Here is a 17831-nt window from a genome sequence, read left to right as displayed (position 1 = left end):
CAATCGAAAACCCCCGCCCCTCCGGTGGGGGTTTTTCTTCAGGCGCCGGCACCCTCCAACAGCGCCCGCAAATCCTCCTGGCGCTGGACCGTCCGCACCCCCAGCGTGCCGTCGCGGCCCCGGATCGCCACTTCCCGGCGCTCCAGATGCTCAAGCTGCCGCAGCCCCGCCAGTTCGGCGGTCGCGTCGGAAAAGACCAGGGTGGCGCCCAACGTCTTGGTCATCTCCTCCAGCCTTGCGGCGACGTTGCCGGTGTCGCCGATGAACTGCAGCGACCCGTCCTCCGAACAGGCCACCGCCCCGACCACGGCGAGGCCCGAGTGCACCCCGGCCCCGAAGGCCAGCGGCTGGTCCAGCTCCTCCGCGAGGTCGCGGCTCAGCACCTCGATGTCGCGCCACAGGTCGGCGGTGGCGCGCAGCGCGCTGGCCGCCGCCGCGGTGGGGTCCGCCTCGTTCGCGAACATGCCCATCACCCCATCGCCGGCGATGGCGATGACGTAGCCGCCGTGCCGCCGGATCGCGTCGGTGACGACCTGGACGTAGCGGGTGACGATGAACAGCGCGTCGAAGGGCAGCCGCTCCGCCGCCAGCGAGGTCGATCCCCGCAAATCCACGAACAGCGCGGTGATCGCCAGCTCCCGCCCGCTGTCCATGGGGGCGGTGACGGCGAAGGTGCGGCCGTTGTCCCGCGCCGACAGCAGCGGCGTCACCGACAGCGGCGCCACCGGGCGGAGCTGGCAGGCCAGCCGTACGGCGGGCGGCGCCTTCATCCGTTCCAGCACGGCCCGCTCCGTCGCGTTGGGCGCCGGCAGGGCGTCGGCCCCCTCGGTCACCCGGATGCGGCAGGTGGAGCAGCGTCCCCGCCCGCCGCACAGCGCGGTGTGCGGGATGCCGTTGGCGCGGCTGGCCTCCAGCACCGAGGTCCCGCGCGGAACGGTGACCGAGCGCCCGCCGGGATAGGCGATGCGCACCGGGCTGGTCGCCCGCGCCCGCCAGTTGCGGTACTGCCGCATCCCCAGCGTGCCGACCAGCAGCAGGACGTAGGTGTTGAACACGCCGCCGCTGATCGCGGCCAGCGCGGCGCGGTTCTCCGCCTCCGGCGTGCCGGCGGGGGGCGGGCGGAACTGCTCGAGATAGGCGGGATCGGCGGCCGCCCGGCGCTCGGCGTCCCAGCCGGCGTTGACAATCCCGGCCAGCGCCAGCAGCGGCAGCAGCATGGCGAAGGCGCCGAGCAGCGAGGCCCGCTGCCGGTACCAGGGCTTCGTCATCAGCCAGCCGCGCACCCCGATGCAGCCGTGGATCCACACGATCACCAGCAGCAGGAGCTGGCGCCACAGCAGGGTTTCCGGCGCGGTGATCCAGTAGAGGACGATCGCCCGCGGGTAGGTCAGCGGGTCGTTGTAGAGGTCGTCCGACAGCATCCCCGCCATCCCGTGGGGGATCAGCAGCAGCGGGATGCACAGGCCGAGCCCCAGCTGCCACGCCTCCCCGGCGGGCATGCGCAGGTGGCGGCGCCGGTAGAGCGCCCACAGCCCCAGCCCGGCGTGGGTGACGAAGGAGCCGGCGAGCAGCGCCTGCCCCGGCAGCGTGTCCCAGACCCACAGCAGGGTGCCCCGCGCCACCTCCATTCCCGGCAGCAGCAGCAGGCCGGCGGCGTGGGCGAGGAAATGGGTGATAACGAAAGTGAACAGCGTCAGGCCGGTGAACAGGCGCAACGGGCGTTCGATCCGGCGTTTCATGAACGGTTCCGGGTCATGAACGGGGCCGGGCGGCGGGTGGGACGGTCGTCATGTCGGTCGGCGGACTCGGGCTGTGGTTCTCGGCTTCGGCGTGGCGTCCCCTGGCATCCTATGAGATCATCCCGCGCCATGCCACAGCCCGACATCCATTCCCGTTCATGAGGCGCCGGACCGAAACGCTGGCCGGGGCGGCGCTGTTCCGCTCCCTGTCCCCCGACGAGCTGCGGGCGCTGGAGGACCGCTGCGTCTGGCGCCGGGTGGAGGCCGGGCAATGGATCATCGATTTCGAGGATGAGGGGACCGACGTCTTCGTCGTCGCCGCCGGTCTGGTCCGGGTGACGATCCGCGCGATCTCCGGGCGGACAGTGATCCTCCGCGACATCCCCGCCGGGGAATTCTTCGGGGAACTGGCGGCCATCGACGGAAAGGCCCGCTCCGCCGGCATCGTCGCCGTGACCAACGCCACGGTCGCCTGCATGCCCGCCCCTTTGTTCCGCGACTGCATCCACCGTCACCCCGACGTCTGCGACCAGGTGATGGTTCTGCTGGCCGGGGAGATCCGGAAGCTCGCCACGCGGGTGAACGAGTTCAACACGCTGGACGTCCGTCACCGCATCTACGCCGAGCTGTTGCGGCTGGCCCGGCCGGACGGGCGGGGGGAGCACAGCGCCACCATCTCCCCGCCGCCACCCCACGCCGACCTCGCCGCCCGAGTCAGCACCCGGCGCGAGGCGGTCTCGCGGGAGCTGAGCGCCCTGGAGCGCGACGGGCTGCTGGAGAAGCGGCGGGGCGCGCTGATCCTGCTCGACACCCGCCGCCTGCGGGAGCGGGTCCGGCAGGCGGCGGAGGAGGATTGACGGCGCGCCTTACGCCTTCACCGCCTCGGACTCGATGATGATCTGGATGTCGTCGCCGATGTTCGGCACGCCGTACTTCATGCCGAAGTCGGAGCGCTTGATCGTGCCGCGGGCGGAGAAGCCGACCGTGTCCATCTTGCTGGCCGGGCTGACGCCGTCCTTGTTGAAGGCCACGTCGAGAACCACCGGCTTGGTGACGCCCAGCAGGGTCAGGTCACCGTGCAGCTTGCCGGTCTTCTCGCCGGTCTTCTCGATCTTGGTGCTCTTGAAGGTCATCTTCGGGAACTCCTTCGCGTTGAAGAAGTCCGGCGACTTGAGGTGCTCGTCGCGCTTGGCGTGGTTGGTGTCGACGCTGGTGGTGTCGATGGTCACCGACAGGCTGCTCTTGTCCGCGGCGTCCTTGTCGAAGGACAGCTCGCCGGCCACCGTGTTGAAGCGGCCCATGGCCTTGGCGAAGCCCAGATGGTCGACGATGAAGACCACGGCGGTGTGGGCCGGGTCGAGCTTATAGGCGACCGGGGCGGCCTGGGCGGTCAGCGGCAGGGCGACGAGGGCCGAGAGGGCGGCGGCGGAGAGAAGACGCTTCATGATTCGGAGTCCTTTGTCGGATGGAACGGGATGACTGGGGTGGGTCAGTAGCCGGACACGTCGGAACCGGCGGACAGTAGGAAGGCGACGCCCACGGCGGCGACGGCCGGCACCAGGGCGAGGACGGTCAGCGCCACGGTGCCCAAGGCCCGTCCCGCGGCGGTGCGCGGCAGGGGCAGCCGGTCGCGCAGCCGGTCGGCGAAGAAGGCCGGCAGGACGAGCAGCAGGGCTTCGGCGTGGGCGGAGGAGAAGAAGGTCAGGGTGGCGGCCAGCAGCACCAGGATGCCCAGCGCCGCCTGACCGGCGTTGCCCCAGGCGTGGCGTTCAACCGGCCAGTTCCACAGCAGGAGGCCGCCGGTGGCCGCGGCCAGTGCGAAGGCGAGCTGGGCGACGGAGGCGGAGGCGCCGACCAGCGCCACCCCGCCCACCGCCACCGCGGCGGCCAGCAGGGCGACGCCGGGCGTGGCCACCCCTTCGCCCTCCCCGGCGGTGCGGGACAGGGCGATCCAACCGCCGGCCAGCAGCAGGACCGCGGCGGTGATGGTGTCCAGGCTGCCCGGCAGCACGGGCAGGGCGATCCACAGCAGCGCCCCCGTCACCCAGGCGCCGAGCAGCCATGTGCCGCGGCGGCGGTCGACCCCGGCGAGATCGGCACCGACGCCGATCACCAGCCCGGCCACCGCGCTCCAGAACAGGCGGCCCATGCTGGAGGGCGGCGGCAGGGCCGGCAGGCCGACGATCAGCGCATAGGCCGCCAGGAAGGCGGCGGCAACGCCCGCCGCCGCCAACCGGGGCCCCCGGGTCCGCCCGCCCGCGACACGGACAACGCCGACGGCGGCGACGCCGACCACCAGCGGAAACAGGGCGGTCTGCACCACGAGATCATCGAGCAGAGCCATCGTCAGGGCACTCCAAGCCGCAGGAAACGGGACGCGGGGCGGAGCCTGCCGGGATGGAACGGTCAGGCCACCGCTTCGCGGCGCGGTTGGAGAGTGCCGTCATGGCCCGCCGACGCCTGTGCGAAAACGCACATCGCGAACAGGGACCGACAGGGCGGAGATGTCAGAAACCGTGGAAACGGGTGAAGTCGGCGACCGGGGCGCGCTCGGTCTCCAGACGGTTTTCCGGCGCGTCGGGGTCGGCGTGGCCCAGCGCCATGCCGCTCAGCAGGATGTCGGTCTCCGGAATGCCGAGATGGCGGCGGACGATGCGGTGGTACGTGATGAAGGCGGCCTGCGGGCAGGTGTCCAGCCCGAAGCCCCGCGCCGCGACCATCACGTTCGCCATGAACATGCCGACGTCGAGCCAGCTTCCCTGCTCCATCCGCCGGTCCATGGTGAAGAACAGCCCGACCGGGGCGCCGAAGAAGTCGTAGTTGCGGGCGTGCTGCTGGGCCATCGCCTCCCGGTCGCCCTTGGCGATGCCGAGCAGGCCGTAGAGGTCCCAGCCGATCTTCCGGCGCCGCGCCAGATAGGGCTCGAACCACTGGGTCGGGTAGTAGGTGTATTCCGCCCCGGCCTGGTCGTCCGCCGGGTCGAAATGGGCGGCGCGCAGGTCCGCCGACAGCGCCTCGCGCGCCGTACCGGCCACCACATGGACTTTCCAGGGCTGGATGTTCGACCCGCTGGGCGCCCGGCTGGCGGCTTCGAGGATTTCCTCCACCACGGCGCGCGGCACCGGCTCGGCGGTGAAGGCGCGGACGCTGCGGCGGCTGCGCACGGCCTCCAGGACAGACAGGGGGCGGGAAAAGGATTCTTCGGACGCCATGGGCGCGCTCCACTGCGGACGGTGTCTCATGAACCCTGTCCGGGGAACGGCGGCCCTCTCAGGACCGAGAAGGACGGTCAGGCTGGCAGGAGGCGCTGCACCGCGTCAAGGAGCTGGTCCTCCTCGAACGGCTTTTCCAGGAAGGCGGTCACGCCGGCTTCCCGCGCGCGGGCGAAGGTCGCGGGATCGCCGCGCCCCGACACCATGATGACGGGCAGGCCATGCAGGTTCGCGCCGAAGCGCTCGATGAACTCCAGCCCGCTCATCACCGGCAGGTGCAGGTCGAGAACGAGGCAGCCCGACGGCTTGCCGTTGTACTGATCCATGAAACTCTGGCACGACGCGTAGTCGCGCACTTCGAAGGCACAGGCTTCGAGCAGCGCCTTCATCGAGTCCCGCACCGGCTCGTCGTCGTCGACGATGTAGACGATGCTATCGCCCGGTTCGGCCAAGACTGCCTCCAGCATCGGAAATCACGCAAAATGACGCCCGTCGTCTGGGCGTAACAGGGAAGATAGAAGCCGCCCGGCGGTGCCGGAATACGGAGTTCCCCTTATCGGGCGTGGTTTTGATGTGGATCAGTCGCCGCCGGCGCCGCCCGGCGCCGTCCGTATCACTCCCCTTTGGGGGTGATCCCGGCGGACAGGGCCATGCGGACCAGAGAGGGCAGGCTGTCGGCGCGCATCTTCTCCATCACGCGGGCGCGGTGGATCTCGACCGTGCGCGGGCTGATGGACAGTTCGAAGGCGATGACCTTGTTCGACTTGCCTTCGACCAGCCATTGCAGCACGTCGCGTTCCCGCGGCGTCAGGCTGGACAGCCGCTCCAGCACCTCCGGAGACACGGCAGGGGCGGCCGGGGCGGGTGGCGGCGCCTGAGTGGCCGGCGCTGCCGCGGGCGGAACCGCGCGGGCCAGGGCGGCCTTCACGCTGCCGATCAGGGCCTGCTCGTCGAAGGGCTTCTCCACGAAGTCGACGGCCCCGGCCTTCATCGCCCGCACCGCCAGGGGCACGTCGGCGTGGCCGGTCATGACGATCACCGGCAGGCCGCGCCCCTCCTGCACCAGCCGCTCCTGCACGTCGAGCCCGCTCATCTGCGGCATCCGCACATCGACCAGCAGACAGCCGGGGCGCGACGGCGCGTCCGAGTCCAGGAAGGCCAGGGGGGACGCGAAGCTCTCGACCCGGAATCCCTCGCATTCCAGCAGGATCACGACGGAATCGCGCACCGCCTCATCGTCGTCCAGGACGAAGACCGTCATGCCCGACGGGGGAAGTTCGGGCGGCAATGGGGACTCAGGGCGCATCATCCTCTCCGGCAGCCGGCACGGTGAAGGCAAAGGTGGCCCCTCCGTCCCCCGGTTCCAACCACAGGCGGCCGCCATGGGCCTCGATGATCGACCGGCAGATGGACAGGCCGAGCCCCATCCCCTTCTCCTTGGTGGTGACGAAGGGCTGGAAGAGCTGGGCGAGGACGGTCTCGTTCAGGCCGGGGCCGGTGTCGCGGACGGTGACGCGCATCAGCGCCGCCGACTCCGGGTCTGGGCCGGTGGCGACCGTCAATTCCCGAATCTCCGACTCGGCCATGGCCTCGATCGCGTTGCGGACGAGGTTGAGGACGACCTGCTGGATCTGGATCTTGTCGATCAGCACGGGCCGCTCGTCGCCGCTCATCTCCAGCCGGACATGAACGCCGCGCTCCTTGGCGCCGACCAGGGCGAGGGCGCTGGCCTCCTCCACCACCTTGCCGATGCTTTCCACCGTGTGCTCGGTCTGGCCCTTCTCGATGAAGTTGCGCAGGCGGCGGATGATCTGGCCGGCGCGGGCGGCCTGCGCGGTGGCCTTGTCCATCGTCTCCCGTGCCTTGTCCGCCCCGTCCGGGCGGTCGAGCAGGCGCTTCACCGCCTTGGCGTAGTTGATGACGGCGGTCAGGGGCTGGTTCAGCTCGTGCGCCAGGGTCGAGGCCATCTGGCCCATGGCGCTGACCCGGCTGACATGCAGAAGCTCGGCCTGAAGCTCCTGCAGGCGCTTCTCGGTGGCTTGGCGCTCGGTCAGGTCGCGGATGAAGCCGGTGAAGCAGCGGTGCCCGGCCAGCTGCACCTCGCCGACCGCCAGTTCCATCGGGAAGACCGAGCCGTCGCGGCGCAGGCCGGAGACCACGCGTCCGATGCCGATGATCCGGCGTTCCCCGGTCGTCAGGTAATGGTCCATGTAGCGGTCGTGCTGCTCCCGGTAGGGGGAGGGCATCAGCAGGCTGACGTTCCGCCCCGTCACTTCGGCGGCGCTGTAGCCGAACAGCCGCTCCGCCGCCGGGCTGAAGGATTCGATCAGTCCCCGCTCGCTGATGACGATGATCGCCTCGGGCACGGTCTCCAGGATGGAGGTGAGGCGGGCCTCGCGCTCCCGCAGCGCGGTTTCCGCCCGCTTGCGCTCGCTGATGTCGCGGATGATTCCGATGTAGACCCCGCCGCCACCGGCCTCCCGGCAGGCCTCGCCGACCGACAGCTCCATCGGGAAGGTGGTGCCGTCGCGGCGCAGGCCGGTAACCTCCCGTCCGATGCCGATGATCCGGCGTTCCCCGGTCCGGTGGTAGCGGTCCAGGTAGCCGTCATGCTCCTCCCGGTAGGGCGGCGGCATCAGCATCTTGACATTGTGGCCGATCACCTCCGCCGCCGTCCAGCCGAACAGCCGCTCGCAGGCCGTGTTGAAGGTCTGGATGCGCCCTTCGGCATCGATGATGACGATCCCGTCCGGCACCGTGTCCAGCATGGCCTGAAAGCGCAGCAAGAGGTCCGGATTTCCCGTCCCGATATCGTCCGCCATGCCCGTCCCCAACGTCCCTTGTCCCTTGAACCCTTCTTGGCTCAAGAGTAGTTGAGTTGATTTCTTGGTCAACCGGGATTGGGGGCTGCGGGCGGGAAGATGCTCCCCGCTCGCGCCGGGACGGCGGTTCACGCCGCCTGCTGGCCCTCCAGCGTGACGGCGCGGTCGTGCTGCAGCTGGGCCGACACCTCCTCGGCCAGGCGGAAGGCCAGCGCCACGAGGTTGATGGTCGGGTGGTCGCAACCCATGCTGGGGAAGACGGAGCTGCCGCCAATGTAGAGGTTGTGCATTCCGTGCACCTTGCAGCGCGCGTCCACCACGCCCTGCTTCGGGTCGTCGTGCATGCGGGTGGTGCCCATATGGTGCCAGCACCAGGAGATGCGCTCCGCCCAGGCGCGCTCGGCGGCCTGCTGCGGGTCGGGCTCGGTCACCGTGATCAGGCCGTTGCGGGTCAGCTCCGTCCGCACCAGCTCGTTGGTGCGCAGGAAGTTGTCGCGGTCCTGCTCGGTCAGGCGCCAGAGGGTGTCGGCCCGGTTCAGGCCCAGCGCGTCGCGCTCCGTCGCCAGGGTCACACGGCTGTCGGGGTTGGGCACCGGCTCCACGATGGTTTCCAGCAGGAAGCTGCGCGTCACCCAGGCCGGATTCACCACATTGTCGAACAGCGCGTAGGCGAGGTTCGGCAGATGCAGTGCGATCTGCGGCACCGCCTCCCGCAGCAGGGCGCCGAGGTCACCCTCGGCGTGGCCGAACTTGCGGCGGTCGGACATCAGCATGCGCAGGTCGTGCAGCGCCCGCACCCCGGCGGTCGCCTCGCCATGATACTGCGCCACCAGATAGCTGCGCGAGTTCATCAACCCCAGCCGGCGCTGCGTCTCCACCGTCGGCGACAGGGAGGCGGAGACGGGCAGATGCTTGGCGTTCAGCCGGCGGCGCGACAGGGTCAGCGTCATGTCGTAGAGGCGGCGGTGCCGCGCCTGATCGGTCAGGCGGACGGAGCCGGCCTTGATGCGCGGGTGGTCGGTGAAGTAGCGGCCCACCAGATCGTGGCCGTTGCCAAGCCCGGCGCTCTGCACCCGGTTGGACAGCAGCAGCAGGCGGGCGTTCTCGATGCCGCCGCAGCACAGGACGAACTGCCGCGCGGTGACCGTGAAGCGGGCGCCGCTGAGCGCGGCGCAGCGCACCCGCTCCACCACCGTGGCGGTGTCGTTGGTCTCGAACTCGGTGACGTTGGCGTTCAGGTAGCAGGCGATGTTCGAAGCCTGGACGATTTCGTCCACGGAGGTGACGCCGACGCGCGGCTGGTCGCTGATCTGGGCGACGCGGTTCTCCAGCGCGCCGCCCTCGACCGGCAGAAACTCGATCCCGTCCGGCGCCAGGGTCTTTTCCCAATGGCCGTTGTCGTAGATGTGGGACGGCAGGTTGAGGTGGCTGTGGGCGCGGGCGTAATAGGGGGCCAGCACCTCGGGCCCGAAGGGCCAGCCGCTGTTCGGCACCCAGGGCCGCGCCTCCATATCGATCGGCTCGAAGGGCCGGCAGAAGCCGCCCCAGCAGTTGGTGCTGCCGCCGAAATAGCGGCTGCGCGCGGTGGACAGGCGCTCGTAGGGCAGGCCGAGATTCTCCCCGGCGTAGAGCGACTGGGTGTGGCCGTCGGGGTCGAGCCCGCCGCTTTCCAGAAGGACGATCTTCCAGCGCGAACCGGCCAACGCACGGGCAATGGCGAGCCCGGCGGCGCCGGCGCCGACGATGCAGAGGTCCGCGTCAAGGTTGGTGCCCGAGGACACCGAGCGAGCATCGAGGATCATGCTGCGCCTGCTTTTCTTTGGGGTTGAACGCACGGGACTCAGATAAATCTCAAGTTCCCGGTGCCGTTACTGAAATTGCGGGCTAGCCCGTCCAGCGGGACAGCCCCTTCCCCGCCCCCGCCACTCGCAGCCACGCCGATTCCACCCGTTTTTTCAATGGAATGGCCGCCCCGTTCCAGCACCACTTTCGATGCGGAGTCCGAAGGGGTAGCCCGGCCTTCCCCCGGATTAAAAATTCGGCAGACGGCCCCCCAACGCCTGGAGCAGCGACACGGCGGCCAGCAGGCGGCTCTGCCGCACAGACAGGGCGCTTTCCTCGTCCGACAGGGCGGCGGTCTGGGCGGTCAGGACGCTGCTGTAGGGCAGGGTGCCCGCCCGGTACTGGTTCAGGGTCAGCCGCTCCGCCTCGCGCGCCAGCCGCACGGCGTCGTCCTGCACGGCGGCCTGCTGGGCCAGGATGCGCTGGGCGGCGAGCTGGTCCTCGACCTCCTGGAAGGCGGTCAGCACGGTCTGGCGGTACTGCGCCACGCTCTGGTCGAAGACGGCGCGGCGCAGCTCCACCTCGGCCGTCCGCGTGCCGCCGTCGAACAGGGTTTGGGCGACCTGCGCCCCGACCGCCCAGATCGCCGTCGGCGCCTGGAGCAGCCGCGGCAGGATCGTGGCGCTGTTGGTGAGGGAGCCGGACAGCACGACGTCCGGGTACCAGGCCGACTCCGCGATGCCGATCTGGGCGTTGGCCTGGGCCATCTGCCGCTCCGCCGCCGCGATGTCCGGGCGGCGTTCCAGCAGGGCGGAGGGCACGCCGGGCGGGATCGCGGGGACCGCGGCGGCCAGCGGCGCCGGGGCCAGCGCGAAGGCGGCGGGCGCCTGCCCGACCAGAACCGCGATGGCGTGTTCGAACTGGGCGCGCTGCACCCCCAGCGCCACAAGCTGCGACTCGGTGGAGCGGACCTGCGTTTCGGCGGTGAAGACGTCGGCCAGGGTCGCCGTGCCCACGGCGTGGCGGTTGCGGGCGATCTCCAGCGATTGGCGGTAGGCGGCGATGGCCCGCTCCAGAAGCGCCTTGCGCTCGTCCGCCACGCGGAACTGGACGTAGGCGGTGGCCAGCTGCGCCTGCGCCGACAGGCGGGCGGCGGCGAGGTCGGCGGCGCTGGCCTGGAGGTTGGCGTCGTTGCTTTCCACCGACCGGCGGATGCGGCCCCAGAGGTCCGGCGCCCAACTCGCCCCCAGCCCGGCGTCGTAGGTCGTCACCGGGGTTCCGCCGCGGCTGATGCTGGTGCCGGAAACGCTGCGGTTGCCCGACCCGACGGTCCCCGCCCGGTCGGCCCCGCCGCTGACCGACAGAATGGGGAAGAAGGAGGAGCGGGCCTGATCCGACAGCGCCTTGGCCTGCCGGTAGGCGGCCTCCGCCGCCTTCAGGGTCTGGTTGTCCACCTCCACCCGGCGCATCAGCCCATCCAGCACCGGATCGTTGAAGACGCTCCACCAGGGTCCGGCCTCCGCCTGTCCGGGGGCGGCGGGGCGCCAGCCGTCGTCGCGCGGGACCGGCGGTGCGAAGGCCACGGGGGTGACGCCGCCCTCCTTGTAGGCCGGCGGCACGGCGGCGGAGGGCCGTTCGTAGTCCGGTCCCACGGCGCAGGCCGACAGCAGGGTGAAAGCGCCGAGCGCCGTGCCCAGGAAACGGGCGCGCCGCCCGAAGATCGTCGTCATGTCAGGTCCATCCAAAGGACAATTTCCCTCTCCCGCCCCGGGAGAGGGAAGGGGCCCGCGCCACAGGCGTGGGAAGGGCGAGGGTGCCGCCGAGAATCAGCGCCATGATCCTCGCGCGACCCTCACCCGCCCGCTGTCGCGGGCACCCTCTCCCGGGACGGGAGAGGGACTTGATGGTTGCGGCGATCAGCATGGTTTGGCCTCGGGGCGCCGCCACCGCCGCCGGCACCACAGCCGGAAGCGGTCGAGGTACAGGTAGGTGACCGGGGTCGTGTAGAGGGTCAGCATCTGGCTGACGACCAGACCGCCGACGATGGCGATGCCCAGCGGCTGGCGCAGCTCCGCCCCGTCGCCGGAGCCGAGCGCCAGCGGCAGGGCGCCCAGCAGCGCGGCGACCGTGGTCATCATGATCGGGCGGAAGCGCAGCAGGCAGGCGCGGTGGATCGCGGTGCGCGGGTCCAGCCCCTCGCTCCGCTCCGCTTCCAGCGCCACGTCGATCATCATGATCGCGTTCTTCTTGACGATGCCGATCAGCAGGATCACGCCGATCAGGGCGATGATGCTCAGCTCCTTGTTCAGCGCCATCAGCGCGACCAGCGCCCCCACCCCGGCGGAGGGCAGGGTGGAAAGGATCGTCAGCGGGTGGATGTAGCTCTCGTAGAGAACGCCCAGCACGATGTAGACGGCCAGCAGCGCCGCCAGGATCAGCACCGGCTGGTCGCCGATGGACTGCTGGAACACCCGCGCGGTGCCCTGGAAGCTGCCCTGGATGGTGGTCGGCACCCCGATCCTGTCCATGGTGTGGCGGATGACGGCCAGCCCCTCGCCCAGCGAAACGCCGGGAGCGAGGTTGAAGGAGATGGTGGTGGCGACGAACGGCCCCTGGTGGTTTACCGACAATGGTGTGTTTTCCAGCGAGACGCGGGCGATGGCCGAGAGCGGAATCATCGTCTCCACGCCGGTGCTGAGCGCCGATCCGGTGGAGGCGGCGGTGCGGCCGGTGGTGGCGATCTGGTTGATGCGCTGGTTGCGCGCGGCCTCCGTGTCGGCGGTGGCCGCCCCGGCGATGGCGCTCGTCGCCTGCGTCCCGCTGACCGCCCCGCCGGATTTGCTGATGAGGATGTCCTTCATCATCTCCGGGTCCTCGCGGTACTGGGGGGCGACCTCCATGATCACGCGGTACTGGTTCAGCGGGTTGAAGATGGTCGAGGCGGAGCGCTGGCCGAAGGCGTCGTAGAGCGTGTTGTTGATCTGGTTGAAGGACAGGCCCAGTCGCGCCGCGGCGTCGCGGTCCACCGTCACCTCCAGCGCCAAGCCGCGCTGCTGCTGGTCGGAGTTCACCTCCGTCAGCTCCGGCACCTGCTGAAGCGCCTGGGTCAGGCGGGGCGCCCAGGTCTGCAGCTCGTCCAAAGTGTCGCCCTGAAGCGTGAACTGGTAGTTGGCGTTGGCCTGCCGCGCCCCCGCCCGCAAATCCTGCATGACCGACAGGTAGAGGTTGGCGCCGGGCACCTGGGTGAGCTGGCCGCGCAGCCGGGCCATCACCTCGTCGGCCGTGACGTCGCGCTGCGCCAGCGGCTTCAGCGTGACGGCCATATAGCCGCTGTTGGTTCGGCTGCCGCCGGTGTACCCCACCACCGTCTCCACCGCCGGGTCGGCCTGCACCAGCGCCACGAAGCGCTCCATCTTCTCCTTCATCAGCGTGAAGGACGTGCTCTGGTCCGCCACGACGAATCCGTTCAGCCGGCCCGTGTCCTGCTGCGGGAAGAAGCCCTTGGGGATGATCGTGAAGAGATGGACGCTGAGCGCCACCGTAGCCGCGAAGACCACCATGGTCAGCAGGCTGTTGTCGAGCGCCGCCGTCAGCGTCCGGTCGTAGAGGCGCAGCGTGCCCCCGCCGATCCACGTCCCGAACCGGCGCAGGGCGGCCACGGCGCGGCCCGGCTCCTTCGCCTTGCGCGGCTCCCGCAGCAGGACCGCGCACATCATCGGCGTGGTGGTCAGGCTGATGACCATCGAGACCAGGATGGCGATGGACAGGGTCAGGGCGAATTCGCGGAACAGCCGTCCGACGATGCCGCCCATCAGCAGGATCGGGATGAAGACGGCGACCAGCGACACGCTCATGGACAGGACGGTGAAGCCGACCTCCCGCGCGCCGCGGAGCGCCGCCTGGGTGCGGGACATGCCGTTCTCGATGTGGCGGGCGATGTTCTCCAGCACGACGATGGCGTCGTCGACGACGAAGCCGGTGGCGATGGTCAGCGCCATCAGCGACAGGTTGTTCAGGCTGTAACCGAGCAGATACATGGCGCCAAAGGTGGCGACCAGCGACACCGGCACCACCACGCTGGGGATCAGCGCGGCGCGCGCGTCGCGCAGGAACAGGAACACCACCATCACCACCAGCCCGACGGCGATGATGAGCGTGTGCTCCACCTCGGCCAGCGAGGCGCGGATGGTCGTGGTGCGGTCGCTGGAGATCGACAGGTCGATGTCGGCAGGGATGGAGGCGCGAAGCTCCGGCAGCATGGCCTTCACCCGGTCCACCGTCTCGATGATGTTGGCCGCCGGCTGGCGGTTCAGCATCAGCAGGACCGACGGCTTGCCGTTGGTGATCCCGGCGTTGCGCAGATCCTCCACGCTGTCCGACACCTCGGCCACGTCCGACAGGCGGACCGCCGCCCCGTTGCGGTAGGCGATGACCAGCGACCGGTACTCCTCCGCCTTGCGGGCCTGGTCGTTGGTGTAGATCTGGAAGCGCAGCTCCCCGTCCTCGACGGCGCCCTTGGGGGCGTTGGCATTGGCCGAGGCGATGGCGGCGCGCACGTCCTCCAGCCCGATGCCGTACTGGAACAGGGCGCGGGGATTCAGCTCCACCCGCACGGCGGGCAGCGAGCTGCCGCCGATGGTCACCTGCCCGACGCCCTCCACCTGCGACAGTTTCTGCTGGAGCACGGTCGCCGCGGAATCGTAGAGCTGCCCCTGGCTGAGCGTCGCCGAGGTCATGGTCAGGATCATGATCGGGGCGTCGGCGGGGTTGACCTTGCGGTAGGTCGGGTTGCTCCTCAGGCTGGACGGCAGGTCGGCACGGGCGGCGTTGATGGCCGCCTGCACCTCGCGGCCCGCGCCGTCGATGTCGCGGTTCAGCCCGAACTGCAGCGTGATGCGCGTCGAACCGGCGGAGCTGGAGGAGGTCATCTCCGTCACGTCGGCGATCTGCGCCAGATGCCGCTCCAGCGGTGTCGCGACGCTGGCCGCCATCGTCTCCGGGCTGGCGCCGGGCATCGAGGCGGTGACCGAGATGGTCGGGAAATCCACCTGCGGCAGCGGTGACACCGGCAGCCCCAGGAAGCCCAGCGCCCCGGCCAGCGCCAGCCCGAGCGTCAGCAGGGTCGTCGCCACCGGCCGCCGGATGAAGGGCGCCGACAGGTTGGCGGCCCAGCTCATCGCGCGGCCCTTTCCTTAAGCCCGTCGGGACGCCCGCGCAGGCGCGCGGCCAGCCGGTCAAAGGCCAGATAGATCACCGGCGTGGTGTAGAGGGTCAGAAGCTGGCTGAGGATCAGCCCGCCGACGATGGACACGCCCATCGGCTGGCGCAGCTCCGACCCCGTGCCGGTGCCCAGCATCAGAGGCAGGGCGCCGAGCAGCGCCGCCATGGTCGTCATCAGGATCGGGCGGAAGCGCAGCAGGCAGGCCTGATAGATCGCCTCGCGCGGGGGCTTGCCCTCCTCCCGCTCGGCGTCCAGCGCGAAGTCGATCATCATGATCGCGTTCTTCTTCACGATGCCGATCAGCAGGATGATGCCGATGATGGCGATGATGTCGAGGTCGTGCCCGGCCAGCATCAGCGCGATCAGCGCCCCCACGCCCGCCGAGGGCAGGGTGGAGAGGATCGTGATCGGGTGGATGTAGCTCTCGTAGAGGACGCCCAGCACGATGTACATCGTGACGATGGCGGCCAGGATCAGGAGGAGCTGGTTGCCCAGCGACGCCTGGAAGGCCAGCGCCGCGCCCTGGAAGCGGGTCAGCACGCTGGCCGGCAGGCCAAGCTCCCGCTCCGCCGCCTCGATGGCCTCGACCGCCGCGCCCAGCGACACCCCCGGCGCGAGGTTGAAGGAGACGGTGACCGCCGGGAACTGCCCGAAATGGTTGATTTGGAGCGGTGCGTTGCGCACCTCCATCCGGGCGAAGGCGGCCAGCGGCACCTGCCCGCCGCCCGCCGAGGGAAGATGGATGGAGGTCAGCAGCTGGTCCACCGTCATCCGGTCCGGGTCGGCCTCCAGGATCACGCGGAACTGGTTGGCCTGGGTGAAGATGGTGGAGACGATGCGCTGGCCGAAGGCGTCGTACAGCGCGTTGTCGATGGCCGCCGTGGTGACGCCGTAGCGCGCGGCGGTGTCGCGGTCGATGGTGATGGCGGCCGACAGCCCCTTCTCCTGAAGGTTGCTGGTGACGTCGGTGATCGCCGGCACCGCGGCCAGCCGGTCGATCAGCCTCGGCGCCCAGACGCGCAGCTCCTCGGGGTTCGCGTCCTCAAGCACGAACTGGTACTGGGTGCGGCTGACCGTGGCGTCGATGGTCAGGTCCTGCACCGGCTGCATGAACAGCTCGATTCCGGGGACGGCGGCGGTGTTGTGGCGGATGCGGCGGATGATGTCGGCCACATGGTCCGTCCGCTGCTCCTTCGGCTTCAGGTTGATGAGGAAGCGCCCGCTGTTCATGGTGGTGTTGGTGCCGTCCACGCCGATGAAGGAGGACAGGCTGACCACGTCGGGGTCCTTCAGCACCTCCACCGCCAGCGCCCGCTGCCGCTCCGCCATGGCGGCGTAGGAGACGGACTGGGTGGCCTCCGTCACGCCCTGGATCAGGCCGGTGTCCTGCGCCGGGAAGAAGCCCTTGGGGATGGCGGTGTAGAGCACCACCGTCAGCGCCAGCGTGCCCACGGCGACCAGCAGCGTCGCCCCCTGGCGGTCCAGCACCCAGCGCAGCGTGCGGGCGTAGCCGGCGATCACCGCGTCGAACCACGCCTCGCTGCGCCGCGCGATGGCGGACATCTCGCGCGGCTCGCGGTGGCGCAGCAGCTTGGCGCAGAGCATCGGCACCAGCGTCAGCGAGACGACGGCGGAGATCAGGATGGTGACGGCCAGCGTGATGGCGAACTCGCGGAACAGCCGGCCGACCACGTCGCCCATGAACAGCAGCGGGATCAGCACCGCGATCAGCGAGACGGTCAGCGACACGATGGTGAAGCCGATCTGCTTCGACCCCTTCAGCGCGGCCTGGAGCGGCGGCTCGCCGCGCTCCACATGGCGGGCGATGTTCTCGATCATCACGATGGCGTCGTCGACGACGAAGCCGGTCGCGACGGTCAGCGCCATCAAGGACAGGTTGTTCAGGCTGAAGCCCGCCAGATACATCACCGCGAAGGTGCCGACCAGCGACAGCGGCACCGACAGGCTGGGGATGATCGTAGCCGGGATGTTGCGCAGGAACAGGAAGATCACCAGCACGACCAGCCCCATGGCGACCATCATCTCCATCTGCACGTCCTCGACGGAGGCGCGGATGGTCACGGTGCGGTCGGTCAGCACGGCGACGTCGACCGAGCCGGGCAGGGCGGCGGTCAGGTTCGGGAGCATCTCCTTCACCCGGTCCACCACCTCGATCACATTGGCGCCGGGCTGGCGCTGGATGTTCAGGAGGATGGCCGGCGTGTCGTTCATCCAGGCGCCCAGCCGGGTGTTCTCGGCGCTGTCCACCACGTCGGCCACGTCGGACAGGCGCACCGGGGCGCCGCTGCGGTAGGCGACGACGAGGTCCTTGTACTCGTCGGCCCGGCGGAGCTGGTCGTTGGCGTTGATGGTGTAGTTGCGGGTCGGCCCGTCGATGGTGCCCTTGGGCGAGTTGACGTTGGCCGTGTTGATGGTGCTGCGCAGGTCGTCGATGTTCAGCCCATAAGCGGCCAGCGCCTGGACGTTGGCGCGGATGCGCACCGCGGGCCGGTGCCCGCCGCTGAGGCTGACCAGACCGACGCCGGGAAGCTGCGACAGCTTCTGCGCGAAGCGGCTGTCCGCCAAGTCCTGCACCTGGGTCAGCGGCAGCGTCTTGGACGTCAGGGCCAGCGTCAGGATCGGCGCGTCCGCCGGGTTGACCTTGGCGTAGATCGGCGGGGCGGGCAGGTCGGAGGGCAGCAGGTTCCCGGCGGCGTTGATCGCCGCCTGCACCTCCTGCTCCGCGATGTCGATGCTGAGTTCCAGCCCGAACTGGAGCGTGATGACCGACGCCCCGGCGGCGCTGACCGAGGACATCTGCACAAGCCCCGGCATCTGGCCGAGCTGGCGCTCCAGCGGGGCGGTGACCGACGAGGTCATCACCTCCGGGCTGGCGCCGGGGAAGAAGGTCTGGACCTGGATCGTCGGGTATTCCACCGCCGGCAGCGCCGACAGCGGCAGGAAACGGTAGGACACCGCCCCCACCAGCAGGATCGCCAGCATCAGCAGCGAGGTGGCGACCGGGCGGACGACGAAGGGGTGCGAGATGTTCATG

Annotated in this window: 12 protein-coding genes; 1 reads left to right on the top strand and 11 read right to left on the bottom strand. The window is 70.0% G+C overall.

Annotated elements, in window-relative coordinates; genetic code table 11:
• Positions 1-38: 38 nt before the first annotated feature.
• Positions 39-1739 (bottom strand): adenylate/guanylate cyclase domain-containing protein, encoded by a 1701-nt coding sequence (locus H0B54_RS11505; RefSeq protein ID WP_188260426.1) that lies wholly within the window; start codon positions 1737-1739, stop codon positions 39-41.
• Between the two features lie 158 nt (positions 1740-1897).
• On the opposite strand from H0B54_RS11505, the gene H0B54_RS11500 reads away from it, so the two are divergent.
• Positions 1898-2596 carry a Crp/Fnr family transcriptional regulator gene (locus H0B54_RS11500; RefSeq protein ID WP_188260425.1) on the top strand — a complete coding sequence of 233 codons (699 nt, stop codon included), beginning with the start codon at positions 1898-1900 and terminating at the stop codon, positions 2594-2596.
• A gap of 9 nt (positions 2597-2605) precedes the next feature.
• Here H0B54_RS11500 and H0B54_RS11495 read toward each other — a convergent pair whose 3' ends face one another.
• The 10 genes from H0B54_RS11495 to H0B54_RS11450 all read right to left on the bottom strand — a co-directional run bounded on the left by H0B54_RS11495 (position 2606) and on the right by H0B54_RS11450 (position 17830).
• Positions 2606-3184 carry a YceI family protein gene (locus H0B54_RS11495; RefSeq protein ID WP_188260424.1) on the bottom strand — a complete coding sequence of 193 codons (579 nt, stop codon included), beginning with the start codon at positions 3182-3184 and terminating at the stop codon, positions 2606-2608.
• Positions 3185-3228: 44 nt separating this feature from the next.
• Positions 3229-4083 (bottom strand): hypothetical protein, encoded by an 855-nt coding sequence (locus H0B54_RS11490; RefSeq protein WP_188260423.1) that lies wholly within the window; start codon positions 4081-4083, stop codon positions 3229-3231.
• Between the two features lie 163 nt (positions 4084-4246).
• On the bottom strand, positions 4247-4951 hold the full coding sequence (locus H0B54_RS11485; protein WP_188260422.1) for a nitroreductase: 705 nt from the start codon (positions 4949-4951) through the stop codon (positions 4247-4249).
• Positions 4952-5028: 77 nt separating this feature from the next.
• Positions 5029-5418: a response regulator transcription factor gene (locus H0B54_RS11480; RefSeq protein WP_035683743.1), complete on the bottom strand. Its 390-nt coding sequence runs from the start codon at positions 5416-5418 to the stop codon at positions 5029-5031.
• 146 nt (positions 5419-5564) lie between these two features.
• Entirely contained in the window at positions 5565-6239 is a 675-nt protein-coding gene (locus tag H0B54_RS11475; RefSeq protein ID WP_425490028.1) for a response regulator transcription factor, read from the bottom strand.
• A 7-nt stretch (positions 6240-6246) separates the two neighbouring features.
• On the bottom strand, positions 6247-7773 hold the full coding sequence (locus H0B54_RS11470) for a PAS domain-containing sensor histidine kinase (protein WP_188260421.1): 1527 nt from the start codon (positions 7771-7773) through the stop codon (positions 6247-6249).
• A gap of 128 nt (positions 7774-7901) precedes the next feature.
• Positions 7902-9575 carry an FAD-dependent oxidoreductase gene (locus H0B54_RS11465; protein WP_188260420.1) on the bottom strand — a complete coding sequence of 558 codons (1674 nt, stop codon included), beginning with the start codon at positions 9573-9575 and terminating at the stop codon, positions 7902-7904.
• A 228-nt stretch (positions 9576-9803) separates the two neighbouring features.
• Positions 9804-11285: an efflux transporter outer membrane subunit gene (locus H0B54_RS11460; RefSeq protein ID WP_188260419.1), complete on the bottom strand. Its 1482-nt coding sequence runs from the start codon at positions 11283-11285 to the stop codon at positions 9804-9806.
• A gap of 186 nt (positions 11286-11471) precedes the next feature.
• On the bottom strand, positions 11472-14732 hold the full coding sequence (locus H0B54_RS11455; protein ID WP_188260418.1) for an efflux RND transporter permease subunit: 3261 nt from the start codon (positions 14730-14732) through the stop codon (positions 11472-11474).
• On the bottom strand, positions 14729-17830 hold the full coding sequence (locus tag H0B54_RS11450) for an MdtB/MuxB family multidrug efflux RND transporter permease subunit (RefSeq protein WP_188260417.1): 3102 nt from the start codon (positions 17828-17830) through the stop codon (positions 14729-14731). The genes H0B54_RS11455 and H0B54_RS11450 overlap by 4 nt, the downstream gene beginning before the upstream one ends.
• Position 17831: the final 1 nt, after the last annotated feature.

Source organism: Azospirillum tabaci, from assembly GCF_014596085.1.
GTDB classification, from domain to species: domain Bacteria; phylum Pseudomonadota; class Alphaproteobacteria; order Azospirillales; family Azospirillaceae; genus Azospirillum; species Azospirillum tabaci.
Note: the sequence above shows the minus strand (reverse complement) of the source record. Positions and strands in the feature narration are given on the sequence as shown.